Origin of the sequence: Pseudomonas sp. WS 5027 (genome assembly GCF_012985695.1) — a bacterium.
Taxonomy (GTDB): domain Bacteria; phylum Pseudomonadota; class Gammaproteobacteria; order Pseudomonadales; family Pseudomonadaceae; genus Aquipseudomonas; species Aquipseudomonas hygromyciniae.
Genome location: NZ_JAAQWU010000001.1, coordinates 81,021 through 98,972 on the forward strand (window position 1 = coordinate 81,021; position 17,952 = coordinate 98,972).

At 62.6% G+C, this 17,952-nt stretch carries 17 protein-coding genes; 7 read left to right on the top strand and 10 right to left on the bottom strand.

Features of this window, described 5'->3' with window-relative positions; all coding sequences use genetic code 11:
• Nucleotides 1–10: 10 nt before the first annotated feature.
• The 6 genes from HBO09_RS00400 to HBO09_RS00425 form a co-directional block, all read right to left on the bottom strand.
• A complete protein-coding gene (locus HBO09_RS00400) occupies nt 11–1,327 on the bottom strand; it encodes an MFS transporter (RefSeq protein ID WP_169990792.1) in 1,317 nt (438 codons plus the stop codon).
• Between the two features lie 152 nt (nt 1,328–1,479).
• On the bottom strand, nt 1,480–2,628 hold the full coding sequence (dgoD, locus tag HBO09_RS00405; RefSeq protein ID WP_032857121.1) for a galactonate dehydratase: 1,149 nt from the start codon (nt 2,626–2,628) through the stop codon (nt 1,480–1,482).
• A 48-nt stretch (nt 2,629–2,676) separates the two neighbouring features.
• Complete coding sequence (locus tag HBO09_RS00410) at nt 2,677–3,297, bottom strand: 2-dehydro-3-deoxy-6-phosphogalactonate aldolase (protein WP_092232355.1); 621 nt, start codon at nt 3,295–3,297, stop codon at nt 2,677–2,679.
• 1 nt (nt 3,298) lies between these two features.
• Nucleotides 3,299–4,264 (bottom strand): 2-dehydro-3-deoxygalactonokinase, encoded by a 966-nt coding sequence (locus HBO09_RS00415; protein WP_169990793.1) that lies wholly within the window; start codon nt 4,262–4,264, stop codon nt 3,299–3,301.
• Between the two features lie 163 nt (nt 4,265–4,427).
• Complete coding sequence (locus tag HBO09_RS00420; RefSeq protein WP_169990794.1) at nt 4,428–4,754, bottom strand: DOPA 4,5-dioxygenase family protein; 327 nt, start codon at nt 4,752–4,754, stop codon at nt 4,428–4,430.
• Nucleotides 4,755–4,878: 124 nt separating this feature from the next.
• Nucleotides 4,879–5,802: a LysR family transcriptional regulator gene (locus HBO09_RS00425; protein WP_169990795.1), complete on the bottom strand. Its 924-nt coding sequence runs from the start codon at nt 5,800–5,802 to the stop codon at nt 4,879–4,881.
• 103 nt (nt 5,803–5,905) lie between these two features.
• On the opposite strand from HBO09_RS00425, the gene betC reads away from it, so the two are divergent.
• The 3 genes from betC to HBO09_RS00440 all read left to right on the top strand — a co-directional run bounded on the left by betC (nt 5,906) and on the right by HBO09_RS00440 (nt 10,072).
• Complete coding sequence (gene betC, locus HBO09_RS00430; protein ID WP_169990796.1) at nt 5,906–7,420, top strand: choline-sulfatase; 1,515 nt, start codon at nt 5,906–5,908, stop codon at nt 7,418–7,420.
• Between the two features lie 19 nt (nt 7,421–7,439).
• A complete protein-coding gene (choX, locus tag HBO09_RS00435) occupies nt 7,440–8,357 on the top strand; it encodes a choline ABC transporter substrate-binding protein (protein WP_169990797.1) in 918 nt (305 codons plus the stop codon).
• Between the two features lie 152 nt (nt 8,358–8,509).
• Nucleotides 8,510–10,072, top strand: coding sequence for a SulP family inorganic anion transporter (locus HBO09_RS00440; RefSeq protein ID WP_169990798.1), 1,563 nt, complete (start codon nt 8,510–8,512; stop codon nt 10,070–10,072).
• A 64-nt stretch (nt 10,073–10,136) separates the two neighbouring features.
• On the opposite strand, the gene aroE is transcribed toward HBO09_RS00440, so the two are convergent.
• On the bottom strand, nt 10,137–10,961 hold the full coding sequence (gene aroE / locus HBO09_RS00445; RefSeq protein ID WP_169990799.1) for a shikimate dehydrogenase: 825 nt from the start codon (nt 10,959–10,961) through the stop codon (nt 10,137–10,139).
• Nucleotides 10,961–11,893 (bottom strand): oxygen-dependent coproporphyrinogen oxidase, encoded by a 933-nt coding sequence (hemF, locus tag HBO09_RS00450; RefSeq protein WP_169990800.1) that lies wholly within the window; start codon nt 11,891–11,893, stop codon nt 10,961–10,963. The genes aroE and hemF overlap by 1 nt, the downstream gene beginning before the upstream one ends.
• Before the next feature lie 160 nt (nt 11,894–12,053).
• Between hemF and HBO09_RS00455 the strand changes: the two genes are divergently transcribed.
• Entirely contained in the window at nt 12,054–13,031 is a 978-nt protein-coding gene (locus HBO09_RS00455; protein WP_169990801.1) for an NADPH:quinone reductase, read from the top strand.
• A gap of 122 nt (nt 13,032–13,153) precedes the next feature.
• On the opposite strand, the gene HBO09_RS00460 is transcribed toward HBO09_RS00455, so the two are convergent.
• Together HBO09_RS00460 and dprA are read right to left on the bottom strand one after the other, a co-directional pair.
• On the bottom strand, nt 13,154–13,711 hold the full coding sequence (locus tag HBO09_RS00460) for an L-threonylcarbamoyladenylate synthase (protein WP_169990802.1): 558 nt from the start codon (nt 13,709–13,711) through the stop codon (nt 13,154–13,156).
• Nucleotides 13,712–13,765: 54 nt separating this feature from the next.
• Entirely contained in the window at nt 13,766–14,860 is a 1,095-nt protein-coding gene (gene dprA / locus HBO09_RS00465; RefSeq protein ID WP_169990803.1) for a DNA-processing protein DprA, read from the bottom strand.
• A 265-nt stretch (nt 14,861–15,125) separates the two neighbouring features.
• Here dprA and def point away from each other — a divergent pair, with 265 nt between their 5' ends.
• Genes def through rsmB form a run of 3 tightly spaced genes read left to right on the top strand, consistent with a single transcriptional unit; the run spans nt 15,126 to nt 17,950 of the window.
• The gene (def, locus tag HBO09_RS00470) at nt 15,126–15,632 is read left to right on the top strand and encodes a peptide deformylase (RefSeq protein ID WP_029290229.1); all 507 of its coding nucleotides are present in this window, start codon (nt 15,126–15,128) and stop codon (nt 15,630–15,632) included.
• 57 nt (nt 15,633–15,689) lie between these two features.
• Nucleotides 15,690–16,640, top strand: a complete 951-nt coding sequence (gene fmt, locus HBO09_RS00475) for a methionyl-tRNA formyltransferase (RefSeq protein WP_169990804.1) — start codon at nt 15,690–15,692, stop codon at nt 16,638–16,640.
• Entirely contained in the window at nt 16,640–17,950 is a 1,311-nt protein-coding gene (rsmB, locus tag HBO09_RS00480) for a 16S rRNA (cytosine(967)-C(5))-methyltransferase RsmB (RefSeq protein ID WP_169990805.1), read from the top strand. The genes fmt and rsmB overlap by 1 nt, the downstream gene beginning before the upstream one ends.
• Nucleotides 17,951–17,952 lie beyond the last annotated feature (2 nt).

A 17,952-nucleotide genomic window follows, 5' to 3' on the forward strand; every position in this document is an offset into this window, starting at 1 on the left:
TACAACAGCTTTATTCCTTCAGCTCGATACGTTCGACCTTACCCACCAGCAATATGTAGGACAGCGCTCCCAACAGCGCCAGCACCGCAATGTAGGTAATCGCCGGCGCAAACGAGTCGCCCGTGGCCAAAAAGCCAATGACGATCGGCGTGGTGATCGCCGCCAGGTTGCCGATGAAGTTGAACACCCCACCCGTCAACCCCAACAGCCGCGCCGGAGCCAGGGTCGAGACCAGCGACCAGGTAATCGACGCCAGGCCATTGCCAAAAAACGCCACCGCCAGGAACGCAATCACCAGCGGCGTCGAATCCACGAAGTTGGCGCCGATGATCGCCGTAGAAATCAGCAAGCCGCTGATGATCGGCAACTTGCGCGCAAAGCCTACCGAGGCGCCCCGGCGGATCAGCCAGTCGGAAAACAGCCCGGAACACAACACCCCGACAAACGCCGCGAGGAAGGGCAGCGACGCGAGCAGGCCGGACTTGATGAAGTCCATGCCGCGATATTTCACCAGGTAGGTCGGGAACCACGTCAGAAAAAACCACAGGGTCGAGTTCAGGCAGAACTGGCCCAGGTAGATGCCCCACAGTTTGCGTTTAGTCAGGACGATACCCAGGTCGACCCAACTGAACGGCGCCTTGCGCTTGGCGGTTTGCGCGTCCAGGTCCACCAGCCCGCCGCCTGCGCGGATCAGCTCGATTTCCGCGCTATTGACCCCCTTGAAGTCGCGTGGCTCGCGGTACACCGCATACCACACCAGCGCCCAGAGAATGCCCACCGCGCCGGTGCTGATAAACACCATGTGCCAACCATAGTGGTGCTGCAACCAAGCCAGCACCGGGGTGAGGAACGCCAGCCCGACGAACTGCCCGGAGGTGTAGAAACCAATGGCCGTGGCACGCTCACGCTCGGGAAACCAACTGGTGACCACCCGGCTGTTGATCGGATAGGCCGGTGCTTCCAGGGCGCCCACCGCCATGCGCAACACGAACAGGGCGATGAAGCTGGCGGCAAATCCCAGCATCACCGTGGCGATGGACCAAAGCAGCAGGGCGGCGGTGTAAAGGATGCGCGGCGGCACCCGGTCCACCAACCAGCCGCCGGGGATTTGCATGGCGGCGTAGGTCCAGCCGAACGCCGAGAAAATCAGCCCCACATGCACCGGGTCGATGCCCAGCTCGCTGGTCAGGGCCGGCGCGGCAATCGACAGGTTGCTGCGGTCCAGGTAGTTGATCACCACCGTGATAAACAACAGGACCATGATGAAGTAGCGCTTGCGGCTGGGCGTCACTAAAGACGCCTGCCCGGTGAGGGTTTCAGGGTGCATGGGGGGAGCCTCTTATTATGTTTATTGAGGTCGGTTGACGGCTATCTAACTGTGGGAACCTTGTTAAAGGTGGGAGCTGGCTTGCCTGCGATGGCGGTGGAACATTCAACATCGCTATCGCAGGCAAGCCAGCTCCCACATGGACCGCGTTGTCACCACTCGGCAAAGCTGCCGTCGGCATGCCGCCAGATCGGGTTGCGCCAGCGATGGCCGATGGCGGCCCGTTCGATCACGTATTCTTCGTTGATCTCAATCCCCAGCCCCGGCCCGTTGGGGATCTTCACAAAGCCCTGGTCGTAGTCGAAAACACCCGGATCGCGCACGTAGTCGAGCAGGTCGTTGCTTTCGTTGTAGTGAATGCCCAGGCTTTGCTCCTGGATAAACGCGTTGTAGCAAACCGCGTCCAGTTGCAGGCATGCCGCCAGGGCAATCGGGCCCAGCGGGCAGTGCAGGGCGAGGGCCACGTCGTAGGCTTCGGCCATGTTGGCGATCTTGCGGGTTTCGGTGATACCGCCGGCGTGGGACGCGTCCGGCTGGATGATGTCGACATAACCTTCGCTGAGCACACGCTTGAAGTCCCAGCGCGAAAACAACCGCTCACCCAGGGCAATCGGGGTGCTGGTCAAAGGCGCCAGTTCTTTGAGCGCTTCGTAGTTTTCGCTCAGCACCGGTTCTTCGATAAACATCAGCTTGTAGGGGTCCAGCTCTTTCATCAGCACCTTGGCCATGGGTTTGTGGACCCGACCATGGAAGTCCACGCCGATGCCGACATTCGGGCCGACCGCATCGCGCACGGCGGCGACGTTGGCCAGGGCCTGGTCGACCTTGTCAAAGGTGTCAAGAAATTGCAGCTCCTCGGTGCCGTTCATCTTGACCGCTGTAAACCCACGGGCCACGGCTTCCTTGGCCGCACGGGCGGTGTCGGCCGGGCGGTCGCCGCCGATCCACGAATAGACGCGTATCTTGTCCCGCACCTGGCCGCCCAGCAGGTCGCTGACGGACACACCGAGGGCCTTGCCCTTAATGTCCCACAGCGCTTGGTCGATGCCCGCCAGCGCACTCATATGGATCGCGCCACCACGGTAGAAGCCGCCGCGATACAGCACCGTCCAGATATCTTCGATATTGCGTGGGTCTTTGCCGATCAAGTAGTCAGACAGTTCTTCGACCGCAGCCGCCACGGTGTGGGCGCGGCCTTCAACCACGGGCTCGCCCCAACCGGTCACGCCCTGGTCGGTTTCCACTTTGAGGAAGCACCAGCGCGGCGGCACGATAAAGGTGGTCAGTTTGGTGATTTTCATCTTCTTGTTCTCTCTTGTCGGATGCAGCGCCTGGATCGCCAGGCACACTCAGTTCAGGGCGTTCCAGGCAGCGACATACGCCTGGGCACGGCTCGCCACCTGCTCGACCGTCATGCCGGGCTTGTACAGCCCGGAGCCCAGGCCAAACCCCTTGACCCCGGCGTCGACGAACACTTGCATGTTGTCCGGGGTAATCCCGCCCACCGGCAGCAGCACCGTGCCGGCCGGCAACACTGCCAGCCAGGCCTTGACCACCGCCGGCCCCATTTGCTCGGCGGGGAACAGCTTCAGCACATCGGCGCCTTCAGCCAGGGCGGCAAAGGCTTCGGTGGGCGTCGCGACCCCGGGCGACAGGTACAGGCCCGCGGCTTTTGCCGCACGTAGCACCTTGGCATCGCTGTGGGGCATGACGATGACCTGGCCACCGGCCGCCTTCACCTGTTCCACCTGCTCGGGCGTCAGCACCGTGCCGGCGCCGATCAGGCAATCGGCGGGCAACGTCTCACGCAGGGTGCGGATGCTGGTGTAGGGATCGGGCGAGTTGAGCGGCACTTCGATCACCCGCAACCCTGCCTGGTACAGCACCTGGCCGACAGCGCCAGCCTCATCCGGGCGCAGGCCCCGCAGGATCGCGATCAAACCGTTGTGTGTGAGTGCTTGCTTGAGCATGTCAGGCCTCGATTGCAGGTTGAGTAAGCCCGGCGGCCAGCGCCAATTGCCACAGGCCGCGCTCGGTCGCTTGTTGCGCGAGGCTGACTTGGCTGAAACCACACAGGGCGAGGGCACGTTGATAGCGGGCGCAAAGGGCGGCGGCGCCCACCAGGATGATCGGCGTGTTACGAGTACGTTCGGGCAAACCGGCCAGTTCATGGCCGATCAGCAGGCCCGACAAGTAGTCCGGCTGCTGCTCGGCAGCCAGTTCAGCGGTCAGCCCCAGGGTGCGCGCGCTGAATAGCGTCGACAGCACACCGCGCTGGCCATCCGGTGAAAGCGCCACGCGCACGCCTCGGTCAAAGGCCTCGGCCTGGAACTGCCCGGCGATCTTTTGCGTACGCCCGAGAATGCTGTGGGTGCTCAGCACCGCGAACAGCTCACCGGTCATGAAGGTGTCGAAGTGGGTGATGCAGCCGTCGACCACCTCGACCCATTTGGAATGGCTGCCGGGCAAGCCGATCAATAATCCAGCGCTGGCCGGCAGGCCTTGCAGCACGCCGAGCACCTGGGTTTCTTCGCCGCGCATCACGTTGGGCAAGCCGACCTGCTCGATCACGCCGGGCACGATATGCACATCCACACCGCGCAGGCTGCGCACCTTGTGCAGCGCCAGGCCAAGGCTGGCGACGTCGACCGGCGTATGGCGATAGGCCGCTTCGCCCCACCCCTGGGCGCTGCCGACCATGCCGCAGGCGATTACCGGCAGATCGGGCTGCGCGTCGAGCCAGTCGCCGCACGCGGCATCAAAGGCCAGCTCAAAACCATCGCTGCACTGAACGCCGGCAATCAATCGCGGTTCGCTGGGCAAATGCATGATCCCCGACGCCAGCGAGCGCTGTTCGAGGACCTGGCCATCGCGGCCGAGTTTATAAGCACGAAGGGAACTGGTTCCCCAATCGAGCGCGATCAATTGCGCCGGCATCGCTTCACCTGAAATGTGGCAGATGGCCGACTATAAACCTAAGGCCCGGAATATCTCAATATATAAATACATGTCCCATATAGTGGAACAATGCAGAAAAAATCCCCACGTCCCCGTGCTTTTCTTCGCACATGAACGTGAGGATTCGACCGACTGGAACTGGTTAAAAAATAGACAAGTCCAACGGACGCATGGCCCCCATCCAGATCGCGTAGTCGGTATGGTCCTTCAGGTCATCGCCGGTATCCGGATGCAGAAACACCACCAAACCATTGCGATTGAGGGCCAACCACGGCAACGCCACGCCGATGTACTGCGGGTCGAACGCCAACTGGCAGCTCCAGTCCGGATGCGGGCCCACCGGCCGCTCATGCATGCGCCCCATACGCACCGGGAAGATGGCCGCCGCGTCTTCGCAGAGCTTGCGCGCCTGGTCGAGCGTGCTGGCGTCGAAGTAGATATGGGCGTGATAGCCCTTGATACGTTGCATGACTGGCTCCGGCCTCGTTGATCGGCCGATCCTAGACCGCAATCGACGGCAGGCCAAGCCTGGGAGGCTCAGCGATGAGGCAACTCTGTGGCAAGGGGGCTTGTCCCCTTGTCACAAGATGCTCTCAATGGGGCGGCATCAGGCTGCTGGCCTGCTCGGCCGCCAGCCAGTCGACAAACCGTTCGATCAACTGCCCACGCCGCTTGCGCTGGGGCAATACCACGTAATACCCAAAGCGCGAGATCACCGTGTCGCCAATCGGCCGGCACAGCCAGTTTTGCTCCAGCAGGTTATCCACCAGGTGGCGCCAGCCAATGGCCACGCCCTGGCCGGCAATCGCCGCCTGGATGAGCAGGGTGTAATTGTCGAAACGCAGCGGCCCCGGAGTCGGTGCGGCGGTGATCCCCAGCTCGCGAAATACCCCGTTCCAGCCGAACCACTGGCTGTTGTTTTCCTGGCGCAGGTGCAGCAACGGCAACTCTTGCAGGCCCTGCAACGACAACGGCGTGGTGCGGCCCTTGAGCAGTTGCGGGCTGCACACCGGAAACACTTCTTCGTTGAACAGCCACTGGCTGTCGCCCTGCTTGAAACGACCGTCACCAAACAGCACCGCCACGTCGATATCGCTGCGCAAGGTCGCGTGATTGCGCTCGCTGGTGACTAGGCTCACATCCACCTGCGGGTTGGCTTCGTGAAAGCGATGCAGGCGCGGCATCAACCAATAGGCGGCGAAGGCAAAGTCGGTGGCCACTTGCAGCACTTCATGCTGATCCTGTTGGGTGATCGTGCTCAGGCCCGTGTTGATGCTCTGCAAGCCGGCCTGGACGTGTTCGAACAGCAACATGCCCGCATCCGTCAATTCGATGCCCCGGTAGATACGGTCGAACAGACGCACCGCCAGCTGTTCCTCCAGGCGTTTGATCTGCTGGCTGACCGCCGGCTGGGTAGTGCCCAGCTCCATCGCCGCTGCCGTGAAGCTGCGATGACGGGCGGCGGCTTCAAAAGCACGCAGCAGGTCCAGCGACAGATTTCCCAGGGCTCCATACATAAATGGTACTTATCCTAGACATTGCTTTTCATGGGCTTTACCACGTTTTACATGGCCTGCATGCTCATTCGCATAAACATTGACTATGGAATGCCGGGAAACCATGAAGCGCAAGAACATTCTTTTCATCATGGCCGATCAAATGGCCGCGCCGTTGCTTCCGTTCTACGGTCCTTCGCCAATCAAACTGCCCAACCTCAGCCGCCTGGCCGCCCAAGGCGTGGTGTTCGACGCCGCGTACTGCAACAGCCCGCTGTGTGCGCCGTCGCGTTTTACCCTGGTCAGCGGCCAGTTGCCGAGCAAGATCGGCGCCTACGACAACGCGGCGGATTTCCCCGCCGATGTACCGACCTACGCCCACTACCTGCGCCGCCTCGGCTATCGCACGGCGCTGTCGGGCAAGATGCATTTCTGCGGGCCGGACCAACTGCACGGCTACGAACAGCGCCTCACCAGCGATATCTACCCCGCCGACTATGGTTGGGCGGTGAACTGGGATGAGCCCGACGTGCGCCCCACCTGGTATCACAATATGTCGTCGGTGCTGCAAGCCGGCCCATGTGTGCGCACCAACCAACTGGATTTCGACGAAGAGGTGGTGTTCAAGGCCCAGCAATACCTGTTCGACCATATTCGCGAGGACGGCGACCAGCCGTTCTGCCTGACGGTGTCTATGACCCATCCCCACGACCCGTACACCATTCCCAAGCCGTTCTGGGATCTGTACGACGATAACGACATCCCGATGCCTACAACGCCGGCCCAGGCCGACCTGGATCCGCACTCCCAGCGTCTGCTCAAGGTGTATGACCTGTGGGACAAGCCGCTGCCTGTGGATAAGATCCGCGATGCACGGCGTGCCTACTTCGGGGCGTGCAGCTACATCGACAGCAATGTCGGCAAGCTCCTGCAAACCTTGCAAGACACTGGCCTGGCCGAAGACACGATCATCGTGTTCTCTGGCGACCACGGCGACATGCTCGGCGAGCGTGGGCTCTGGTACAAAATGCACTGGTTTGAAATGGCCGCACGGGTGCCGCTGCTGGTCAGTGCGCCGGGGCAATTCAAGGCCGGGCGGGTGAGTGCGGCGGTGTCCACCGCCGACCTGTTGCCGACCCTGGTGGAGTTGGCCGGCGGTGAGTTGGACGCCAACCTGCCCCTGGACGGCCGCTCACTGGTCCCGCACTTGCTAGGGCAGGGCGGGCATGACGAAGTGTTTGGCGAATACATGGCCGAAGGCACCATCGGCCCGCTGATGATGATTCGCCGGGGCGCCTACAAATTCATCTACAGCGAGGACGATCCCTGCCTGTTGTTCGATGTTCACCACGACCCTCGTGAGCAGGAAGAACTCAGTCAGTCGCCAGCCCATCGCACGCTGTTCGAGGCCTTCCTGGCCGAGGCGCGGGCAAAATGGGACATGCCCGCGATCCACCAGCAAGTGCTTGCCAGTCAGCGCCGCCGGCGTCTGGTATGCGAAGCGTTGGCGGTGGGCAAACTCAAGAGCTGGGATCACCAGCCGCTGGTCGACGCCAGCCAGCAATACATGCGCAACCATATCGACCTCGACGATCTGGAGCGCAAGGCTCGTTATCCACAACCCTGCCAAAACCAATAAATCCATTAAGGGGAAGGCCATGCAAAAGTTATCCACAGTCGTGAGTGCCGTGTTGTTGCTCAGTGCTACCCACGTGTATGCCGACGCCCGTTGCGAGACGGTGAAGATGGCCGATCCCGGCTGGAGCGACATTGCCGCCACCAATGCCATCACCGGCTTTTTACTCAGTGGCATGGGTTACAAGGCCAAGATCGATACCCTGGCGGTGCCAATCACTTATGGCGGGCTCAAGGACGGCCAGGTGGACGTGTTTTTGGGCAACTGGATGCCAGCGCATCAGGGCTTCTACGACAAGTTCGTGGCCAATGGCGATGTGGTGCAACTGGCCAAGAACCTTGAAGGCACAGAGTTCACCCTCGCGGTGCCGGACTATGTGTGGGAGGCCGGCGTGCATGACTTTGCCGATCTGAATAAATTCGCCGACAAGTTCGACAAGAAGATCTATGGCATCGGGTCCGGCGCGCCGGCCAACCTTTCGCTAAAGGAAATCATCCAGAAGAACGACTTCGACCTTGGCCAGTGGAAGCTGATCGAGTCCAGCGAGCAGGCGATGCTGGCCGAAGTGTCCAGGGCGGTGAAGCGCGAGCGTTTCGTCACCTTTCTCGGCTGGACACCGCACCCGATGAACGTGCAGTTGAAGATGCGCTACCTCAAGGGCGGGGAAAAATACTTCGGCGACACCGGCAGCGTGTACACCCTGACCCGCAAAGGTTATGCACAGGCGTGCCCGAATGTGGCCAGGCTGCTGACCAACCTGACGTTTACCCAGGATATGGAGAACAGCATCATGGCCGAGGTGGTGAACAACAAGGTCAGCAATAGCGAAGCGGCCAAGGCGTGGATCAAGGCCAACCGGGCGGTATTGGACAAGTGGCTGGATGGGGTTGAAACCCTCGATGGCCAGGATGCATTGGCGGCGGTCAAAGCCAAACTCTAACTATTGCCCTGGTTCCTACAGGTCTTCCTATCACTCTGTAGGAGCCGGCTTGCCGGCGAAGAACTCGAAAACGCCGCGTTTTTTCAGACAGCCCGCGTTATCGTTATCCATCTTCGCGAGCAAGCTCGCTCCTACAGTATTTCGAGCGATCCATGTCCCGGCCCCACACTCTGCTTCCATTCCTGCGCTGGCTACCGCGCCAGACCCGCGCCAGCGTCGGCCGGGATGCGCTGGTCGGCCTCAGCGGCGCAGTGCTGGCCTTGCCGCAATCGATCGCCTATGCCCTGATCGCCGGCCTGCCTCCCGAATACGGCCTGTATGCGGCGATCATTCCGGTGCTGATTGCCTGCCTGTGGGGCTCGTCCTGGCACTTGATCTGCGGCCCGACGGCGGCGGTTTCCATCGTGCTTTACGCCAGCATCAGCCCGCTGGCGGTGCCCGGGTCGCAGGACTACATCACCTTGATCCTGTTGCTGACCTTGCTCGCCGGCGTCTTCCAATGGCTGTTGGGCATGTTGCGCTTTGGCGCGCTGGTCAATTTCGTCTCCCATTCCGTAGTCCTCGGCTTCACCCTTGGCGCGGCGGCGGTCATTGCCCTGGGTCAACTGCCCAACCTGCTGGGGCTCGACCTGCCCAGCCAGGGCACGGCGTTCAACACCCTGCTGGCGCTGATCGACCACGGCGGCGAATGGGATCGCCCGTCACTGGCCCTCGGGCTCGCCACCTTGCTGGTAGGCGCGCTGCTCAAGTACTGCGTGCCACGCTGGCCCAGCTTGTTGATTGCCTTGGTCCTCGGCAGCCTGGTGGCGTGGGCGTGGCCGGCCATGTTCGGGCATGTGGCGCGGGTCAGCTCATTTGTCGGCCAACTGCCGCCGTTCAGCCCGTTGCCGCTGGACCTGGATATGATCCTGCGCCTGCTGCCCAGCGCCGTGGCAGTGGGCATGCTGGGGTTAGTGACCAGCCTGTCGATTGCCCGCTCGCTGTCGGCGCGTTCGCAGCAAGTGCTCGACGCCAATCAGGAAGTACGTGCCCAGGGTTTATCCAATATCGTTGGCGGATTTTTCTCCGGCTACCTGTCGGCAGGCTCCTTCACCCGCTCGGGCCTGAGCTACGAGGCTGGCGCCTGTTCGCCGCTGGCGGGGGTGTTTTCGGCGTTGTGGGTCGCGCTGTTTGCGCTGTTCGGTGCGGTGCTGATCGCGCACATTCCGATCCCGAGCATGGCCGCCAGCATCCTGCTGATCTGCTGGGGCCTGGTGGATCATCGGGGCATTCGCGCACTGTGGCGGGTCAGCCGTGCAGAGTTTGTGGTGATGGGCCTGACATGCCTGGCCACCTTACTGCTAGAGCTGCAAACGGCGATTTATGCAGGGGTGCTGGCGTCGCTGTTCTTCTACCTCAAGCGCACCTCGCAGCCACGGGTGCAACAGTGGCGTGACGGTGACGACGATGTGCTGCGGGTCGGCGGCTCGATCTTCTTTGGCGCCAGCCACTACCTGCAAGTGCGCTTGCAGCGCCTGCAAGGTCAACGGGTGGTGATCGAGGCGCAGCAGATCAACTTTATCGACTATTCCGGGGTGGAGATGCTGCACCAGGAAGCCCGCCGGTTGCGCGGGTTGGGGCGCAGCCTGACGTTGCGCCGGGCGCGACCGCAGGTGGTGGAAGAATTGAAAAAGCTGGAAGGGGCCGACAAGTGCCCCATCCATTTCGAAGACTGAATTCGCTCAAAAACTGTGGGAGCTGGCTTGCCTGCTCCCACATTTGATCTTCAGCGGCCTGAAATCAGTGGGTTGCCAACTGGCGCCGCAGCTCGGCCAGCACCGGCGCCGAATCCGGGCGCACGCCGCGCCACAGGTAGAAGGCTTCCGCCGCTTGCTCCACCAACATGCCAAGGCCATCCATCGCCACTGCCGCGCCGTGTTCTGTGGCCCAGCGGCAGAAGGCCGTCGGTTCCTTGGCATACATCATGTCGTAGCAAAAGGTCTTGCCCGGTTCGATCAGGCTGCTGGCAATTGGCGGTACATCGCCTGACAGGCTTGCGGAGGTGGCGTTGATGATCAAGTCCACCGGCTCACTCAGCCAGTCGAAGCCACTGGCAGACACCGGCCCCAGGTCATCGAACAGTTCGGCCAGCAATTCGGCTTTTTCCACGGTGCGGTTGGCGATGATCAGCGAGGCCGGCTGTTGCGCCAGCAGTGGCTCCAACGCCCCACGCACTGCGCCACCGGCACCGAGCAGCAGGATGCGCTTGCCCGCCAGGCTCAAGCCCGCGTTGACGCTCAAGTCGCGCACCAGGCCAGCACCGTCGGTGTTATCACCCAACAGGCTGCCATCGGCCAGCTTGCTCAGGGTGTTCACCGCGCCTGCGCGTTGCGCGCGCTCGGTCAGGGCGTTGGCCAGGCGGTAGGCCTCTTCCTTGAATGGCACCGTGACGTTGGCGCCGCGCCCATGCAGGAAAAATTCCCGGGCGCAGCCGGTGAAATCCTCAAGCGGCGCCAGCAGAGTGCTGTAGTCCAACGCCTCGCCCGTCTGCTCGGCAAACAGGCGATGGATCAGCGGCGACTTGCTGTGGCCGATGGGGTTGCCGAACACCACATAGCGATCCATCAGCTGGCCGCCTGGGGCGCAGCAAGGCCGAGCCAGTCACGGTCTTGCAGGAAATAATCGGTCAAGCGCGCTTCTTCGCTGCCGGCATCAGCCTTCCAGTCATAGCTCCAGCGCACTTGCGGTGGCAGCGACATCAGGATCGACTCGGTGCGCCCGCCCGATTGCAGGCCAAACAGCGTGCCACGGTCGTACACCAGGTTGAACTCCACGTACCGCCCACGGCGGAACTCCTGGAACTGGCGTTGCTGCTCGGTATAGGCCAGCGCCTGGCGACGCTGGACGATCGGCAGGTAGGCATCGATGTAGGCATCGCCAATGGCGCGCATAAAGGCGAAGCAGGTGTCGAAGTCCCACTCGTTCAAGTCATCGAAGAACAGGCCGCCGATCCCACGGGGCTCGTTGCGATGCTTGATGTGGAAGTAGCTGTCGCACCAGGCCTTGTAGCGCGAATAGACGTCCGCGCCAAACGGTGCGCAGGCCTGCTCAGCCACGCGGTGCCAGTGGACGCAGTCTTCTTCGTTGCCGTAGTAGGGCGTCAGGTCGAAGCCGCCACCGAACCACCAGACAGGCTCTTCACCTTCTTTCTCGGCGATGAAAAATCGTACATTGGCGTGGGAAGTCGGTACATGCGGGTTATGCGGATGGATCACCAGTGACACGCCGAGGGCTTCAAAACCACGACCGGCAAGCTCCGGACGGTGGGCACTGGCGGACGGTGGCAGGCCGCTGCCGAATACATGGGAAAAGTTGACGCCGCCTTTCTCGATCACCGCCCCGTTCTCAATTACCCGCGTGCGGCCACCGCCGCCGGCTGGGCGAGTCCAGGCGTCTTCAATAAAGCGCGTATCCGCCTCAAAGGTTTCCAGGGCGCTGCAAATGCGGTCTTGCAGGTCGAGCAGGTAGGCTTTAACAGCCTCGGTGCGGGTAGTCATGGCATCACCTTGAATCGGGCAAAGCTACGCGAGGCCATTGGGCGTCGGCGGCAAATGGGCGCACAGGATACCACCGCGCCGGGCGCTGCCACAGTTGACGAAGATCAAGCAGAGGAGTCCGATAGGAGCCTTTCGCGAAACAGACTTGAGGACAGAGCAGATGGCCAAACGTATCCAGTTCAGCGCCCATGGCGGCCCCGAAGTACTTGAGTATGTGCACTACACACCCGCGCAGCCCGGCCCACAGCAGGTTCGGGTATTGAACAAGGCCATTGGCCTGAATTTTATCGACACGTACTTTCGCAGTGGCCTGTATGCACCGCCAGCCTTGCCTTCAGGCCTGGGCGCAGAAGGCGCTGGGGTGGTGGAGGCGGTGGGCAGCGAAGTCACACAATTCAAGGTTGGCGATCGCGTGGCCTACGGCAGTGGCCCGCTGGGTGCCTATAGCGAGCTGCATGTGTTGCCGGCCGCCAACCTGGTGCACCTGCCAGACTCGATCAGCTTCGAACAGGCCGCTGGCGCCATGCTCAAGGGCCTGACCGTGCAGTACCTGCTGCGCCAGACCTATGAGTTGAAAGGCGGGGAAACCATCCTGTTCCACGCCGCTGCCGGTGGCGTCGGTTCCCTGGCCTGCCAATGGGCCAAGGCCCTGGGTGTGAAATTGATCGGTACGGTCAGTTCACCGGAAAAAGCCGCCCTGGCCAAATCCCTCGGCGCCTGGGAAACCATCGACTACAGCACGGAAAACGTCCCACAGCGGGTGCTGGAACTGACCGACGGCAAAAAATGCCCGGTGGTGTACGACGGCGTCGGCAAGGACACCTGGCTCGCCTCGCTGGACAGCGTGGCGCCCCGTGGTCTGCTGGTGAGTTTCGGTAATGCATCGGGTGCGGTGGACGGGGTGAACCTGGGGATTCTGGCGGCGAAAGGCTCGCTGTACGTGACCCGGCCGACGCTGGCGACCTACGCCAACAATCCGCAGAACCTGCAGGCCATGGCTGACGATCTGTTTGGCATGATCGAAAGCGGCAAGGTGCGGATTGATATCAACCAGCGTTACTCGTTGGCGGAGGCGGCGAAGGCGCAGGTGGAGTTGTCGGGGCGGCGGACGACTGGGTCGACCATTTTGCTGCCGTAACATTTCGGCTGCTTGGAATGCCGCCATCGCGGGCAAGCCCGCTCCCACATTCGACCGATTTCCAACATGGGAATGCGTTCGAATGTGGCAGCGGGCTTGCTCGCGATGGCGGCACCACGGTCTCAGGACGGGCGCCGAACCTCACCCGTGGCCAGATCCCGAATCAAACTCGGGTTCTTGCGCCCACCCAGGCTGCCACCCAGCACCCGATCCACCTGCCCACGGAAATACTGCTCCACCCGGATCCGCGAGCGCGCCGCCGGCCGGCCTTGTGGGTTGGCAGAGGTGGAAATCAGCGGCCCCACCAGCGAACACAGATCCCGTACCAGCGGATGATCACTGACCCGCAATGCCACGGTGTCGTGCTTACCGGTAATCCATTCAGGTAGCAGATCCTGATGGGGCACCAGCCAGGTATTGGGCCCCGGCCAGGTACTGGCCATACGGTCGATCCAGGTGTCGGGGAAATCCTCGAACAGAAAGTCGAATTGCCGGATATTGTCGGCGACCAGAATCAGCCCCTTATCCACCGACCGGCCCTTGATCGCCAGCAAGCGATCCACCGCCTCTTCGTTCCACGGGTCGCAGCCCAGGCCCCACACGGCCTCGGTCGGATAGGCAATCACCGCGCCTGCGCGAATTTCTCGTGCGGCTTCTTGCACACGCCACCTGTTGACCATTACTCACTCTCCGGACTAAAGCTCTGCGCAGTTTACCGATCTTCGTTACAAAACCTAACTGCGCGCAAGCCAGCGGCCACTTTCGCAGATCACCCGGCCCTCCAGTTCCAGCTCGGTAAGGCTGGCCAACACCTGGGACAGGCTCTGACCGCTGGCGATGGCCAAGCTTTCGCTGGTGTGGGGTGCCGCGTGCAACAGCGCCACCAGCGGATGGGTCACCGCCACCGGTGCGGGCCGCGACAACGCCTGCCAGCCGCGCAGTCCTTCGAGGATGTGCTCGATGGTTTCCACCAGCACCGCACCCTCACGGATCAGTTGGTGGCAGCCCCTGGCCCCTGGATGATGAATCGACCCCGGTATTGCGTAGACCTCACGCCCCTGCTCGGCCGCCAGCCGCGCAGTGATCAGCGAGCCGCTGGCGACGCTGGCCTCCACCACCAGCACGCCCAGGGACAGGCCACTGATAATGCGGTTGCGCCGTGGGAAGTTGCCGGCCTGGGGACCGGCGTCCAGCGGGAACTCGGAAACCACCGCGCTGCCCTGGGCAATCATCGCCTCGGCGAGTCGGCGGTGGCGCTGTGGATAAAAATTTTCCAGGCCGGTGCCCAGCACGCCGATAGTCTGCCCCCCGACATCTAATGCAGCCTGGTGGGCCGCCCCATCGATGCCCAGGGCCAGGCCGCTGGTAATCACAAAACCGGCGCTTGCCAGGCTGCGGGAAAAGGCCGCCGCCGTATCCATTCCGGGCCGGGAAGCGCGGCGGCTGCCGACCATGGCCAACTGCGGTTTTTCCAGGATAGCGGGGCTGCCGGCCACGAATAACAACGGTGGCGCATCGTCCAGCTCGGCCAGCAAGGCAGGGTAGTCGGGCTGGTCCCACATCAGCAAATGCTGGGCCGGGCGCTCTAGCCAGGCCAATGCGACGCTGGCGCCATCGCGCACTTGCACGCTGCGCCGGGCTTCGGCGCAGGCCGCCGGCAACCCCAGGGAACGCCAGGCACTGGCCGGCGCGCCGATGGCTTTCGAGGCGCAGCCAAAGGCCTCGATCAATGTCTTGAAACGCCTGGGACCCAGCTGCGGCATGCGGTGCAAACGCAGGCGGGCCTCCAGCTCGGCGGGGGAAATATCCGGGGTATGGATTACTGACATATGATCATCCTTGATCAGGAACAAGCTGTGGATAACTCTGTTGGTAACTTCTGTAGCAGGCTAATTATTGCAACGGGTTATCACCGCCCAACCGGGCACCCCGTTTTGAAGACGAGTAGCGATTTCCTCATGGGGGCAATCTCCTTTATTATGTCGGTTCGCGTGAATTGCCTTGGCCTTCGCGGCCTGCGAGCGTTTCACACCGGTCGTGCGGGTTGTCCCGAGGCCGATTTGCCTTTACCTCACATGTGCAGCAATTACGCTTATGGCTATTTTGAACATCCTCGAATTCCCCGACTCGCGCCTGCGCACTATCGCCAAACCGGTGGCCGTAGTGGACGACAAGGTCCGTCAGTTGGTCGATGACATGTTTGAAACAATGTATGAAGCCCCGGGCATCGGCCTCGCCGCGACCCAGGTCAATGTGCACCTGCGCGTGGTGGTCATGGACCTGTCCGAAGATCGCAGCGAACCGATGGTGTACATCAACCCCGAGTTCGAGCCACTGACCGACGAGATGGGCGAATACCAGGAAGGCTGCCTGTCGGTGCCGGAGTTCTACGAGAACGTCGAACGCCCCCTGCGCGTCAAGATCAAGGCTCTGGACCGTGACGGCAAGCCCTTCGAGCTGATTGCCGAAGGCCTGCTGGCAGTGTGCATCCAGCACGAGTGCGACCACCTCAACGGCAAGCTGTTTGTCGATTACCTGTCCACGCTCAAACGCGACCGGATCAAGAAGAAACTGGAAAAGAAGCATCGCCAGCAAGCTTGATTCCCTTCTTCCAAAGGCTTGCTCCGGCAAGCCTTTTTCTTTTGTGAGACGTTTCCCATGACCGAGCCACTGCGCATCGTTTTTGCCGGCACCCCCGAATTTGCCGCCGAACACCTCAAGGCCCTGCTTGCCAGCCCTTATGAAATCGTCGCGGTGTACACCCAGCCGGATCGGCCGGCCGGCCGTGGGCAAAAACTGATGCCCAGCCCGGTCAAGCAACTGGCACTGGAGCACGGCATTGTCGTGCTGCAACCGCCCACCCTGCGCAACGCCGAGGCCCAGGCTGAACTGGCCGCGCTGAAGCCGGACCTGTTGGTGGTAGTGGCCTACGGCCTGATCCTCCCGCAAGCCGTGCTGGATATCCCGCGCCAGGGTTGTATCAACAGCCACGCCTCGCTGCTGCCACGCTGGCGCGGTGCCGCGCCGATCCAGCGCGCGGTGCAAGCCGGTGACGCTGAAAGCGGCGTGACCGTGATGCGCATGGAAGCCGGCCTGGACACCGGGCCGATGTTGCTCAAGGTCACCACGCCCATCACCGCACAAGACACGGGTGGCAGCCTGCACGACCGCCTGGCCGAGATGGGCCCGCCTGCGGTGGTCGAGGCGATTGCCGGCCTCGCCGCTGGCACCTTGGAAGGCGAAGTGCAGGACGACAGCCTCGCCACCTACGCCCACAAGCTGAACAAGGATGAAGCGCGCATCGACTGGAGTCGCCCGGCCGTGGAGCTGGAACGCCTGGTCCGCGCTTTCAACCCGTGGCCGATCTGCCACAGCACCCTCAATGGCGAAGCCTTGAAAGTCCTCGCCGCCAACCTGGCCGAAGGCCATGGGGCGCCCGGTGAAATCATCGGTGCCAGCAAGGAAGGCCTGTTGGTAGCGTGCGGGGAGCAGGCCTTGTGTCTGACCCGTCTGCAATTGCCCGGTGGCAAGGCGCTTAACTTCAGCGACTTGTTCAACAGCCGCCGTGAGAAATTTGCCCCCGGCATCATCCTCGGAGTGGACGCTTGATGAACCCGCGTTTGGCCGCCGCCAAGGCCCTGGCCGCCGTGCTCAATGGCAAGGCTTCCCTGAACAGCTCGTTGCCGGTGCAACTGGATAAAGTCGAAGACCGTGATCGCGGCTTCACCCAGGACCTGGCATTTGGCACCGCCCGCTGGCAGCCGCGTCTATCGGCGCTGGCGGCCAAGTTGCTGCAAAAGCCGTTCAAGGCGGCCGATGCCGACGTCGAGGCGCTGCTGCTGGTGGGGCTTTACCAGTTGCTCTACAGCCGCGTGCCGGCCCATGCCGCCATCGGCGAAACCGTGGGCTGCGCCGACAAGCTGAAAAAACCTTGGGCCAAGGCCTTGCTCAACGCCGTGCTGCGCCGCGCCCAGCGCGAAAGCGAGGGGTTGCTGGCCGAACTGGAACACGACCCGGTAGTGCGCACCGCACACCCGCGCTGGCTGCAAAAGTCCCTCAAGGCGTTCTGGCCCCAGCAGTGGGAAGCCATCTGCGCCGCCAACAATGCGCACCCGCCGATGATCCTGCGGGTCAATCGCCGCCACAACAGCCGCGATGCCTATCTCACGCTGCTGGCAGATGCCGGCATCAACGCCAGCGCCTGTGTGTACAGCCAGGACGGTATCGTCCTCGAAACGGCAGGCGATGTGCGCAGCCTGCCAGGCTTTGCCGAAGGTTGGATCAGCGTGCAGGACGAAGCCGCGCAACTGGCCGCCGACCTGCTCGACCTCGCGCCCGGCCAACGGGTGCTGGACGCCTGCTGCGCGCCTGGCGGCAAGACCTGCCACATCATGGAAGTCGAACCTGGCCTGGCCGGCGTGGTAGCCGTGGACCTGGAAGCCAAGCGCCTGGTGCGCGTGCGCGAAAACCTCGCACGCCTGGGCCTGGACGCCGAACTGATTGCCGCCGACGGGCGCGACACCGCCACCTGGTGGGATGGCAAGCCGTTCCAGCGCATCCTGCTCGACGCACCGTGCTCTGCCACCGGGGTGATCCGCCGCCACCCGGATATCAAACTGACCCGCCAACCCGACGACATCGCCGCCCTGGCTGTGCTGCAAGGCGAGCTATTGGACGCGCTGTGGCCGACACTGGAAGTCGGTGGCATCCTGCTCTACGCCACCTGCTCGACCTTGCCGACCGAGAATACCGAGGTGATCCAAGCCTTCCTTGCCCGCACCAGTGGCGCGCGGGAGTTGGACATTGCCACCACGGCGGGCATCAAGCAGCCCCATGGCCGCCAGCTACTGGCGCAGGAAGGCGGGCACGATGGCTTCTATTACGCCAAGCTGATCAAGATTGCCGCGGCACGCGGTTGAAT

What these genes read in the sequence shown, in the direction of transcription:
- HBO09_RS00400 (WP_169990792.1), bottom strand. Translation starts at nt 1,327, where the DNA reads ATGCACCCTGAAACCCTCACCGGGCAGGCGTCTTTAGTGACGCCCAGC.
- dgoD (WP_032857121.1), bottom strand. Translation starts at nt 2,628, where the DNA reads ATGAAAATCACCAAACTGACCACCTTTATCGTGCCGCCGCGCTGGTGC.
- HBO09_RS00410 (WP_092232355.1), bottom strand. Translation starts at nt 3,297, where the DNA reads ATGCTCAAGCAAGCACTCACACACAACGGTTTGATCGCGATCCTGCGG.
- HBO09_RS00415 (WP_169990793.1), bottom strand. Translation starts at nt 4,264, where the DNA reads ATGCCGGCGCAATTGATCGCGCTCGATTGGGGAACCAGTTCCCTTCGT.
- HBO09_RS00420 (WP_169990794.1), bottom strand. Translation starts at nt 4,754, where the DNA reads ATGCAACGTATCAAGGGCTATCACGCCCATATCTACTTCGACGCCAGC.
- HBO09_RS00425 (WP_169990795.1), bottom strand. Translation starts at nt 5,802, where the DNA reads ATGTATGGAGCCCTGGGAAATCTGTCGCTGGACCTGCTGCGTGCTTTT.
- betC (WP_169990796.1), top strand. Translation starts at nt 5,906, where the DNA reads ATGAAGCGCAAGAACATTCTTTTCATCATGGCCGATCAAATGGCCGCG.
- choX (WP_169990797.1), top strand. Translation starts at nt 7,440, where the DNA reads ATGCAAAAGTTATCCACAGTCGTGAGTGCCGTGTTGTTGCTCAGTGCT.
- HBO09_RS00440 (WP_169990798.1), top strand. Translation starts at nt 8,510, where the DNA reads ATGTCCCGGCCCCACACTCTGCTTCCATTCCTGCGCTGGCTACCGCGC.
- aroE (WP_169990799.1), bottom strand. Translation starts at nt 10,961, where the DNA reads ATGGATCGCTATGTGGTGTTCGGCAACCCCATCGGCCACAGCAAGTCG.
- hemF (WP_169990800.1), bottom strand. Translation starts at nt 11,893, where the DNA reads ATGACTACCCGCACCGAGGCTGTTAAAGCCTACCTGCTCGACCTGCAA.
- HBO09_RS00455 (WP_169990801.1), top strand. Translation starts at nt 12,054, where the DNA reads ATGGCCAAACGTATCCAGTTCAGCGCCCATGGCGGCCCCGAAGTACTT.
- HBO09_RS00460 (WP_169990802.1), bottom strand. Translation starts at nt 13,711, where the DNA reads ATGGTCAACAGGTGGCGTGTGCAAGAAGCCGCACGAGAAATTCGCGCA.
- dprA (WP_169990803.1), bottom strand. Translation starts at nt 14,860, where the DNA reads ATGTCAGTAATCCATACCCCGGATATTTCCCCCGCCGAGCTGGAGGCC.
- def (WP_029290229.1), top strand. Translation starts at nt 15,126, where the DNA reads ATGGCTATTTTGAACATCCTCGAATTCCCCGACTCGCGCCTGCGCACT.
- fmt (WP_169990804.1), top strand. Translation starts at nt 15,690, where the DNA reads ATGACCGAGCCACTGCGCATCGTTTTTGCCGGCACCCCCGAATTTGCC.
- rsmB (WP_169990805.1), top strand. Translation starts at nt 16,640, where the DNA reads ATGAACCCGCGTTTGGCCGCCGCCAAGGCCCTGGCCGCCGTGCTCAAT.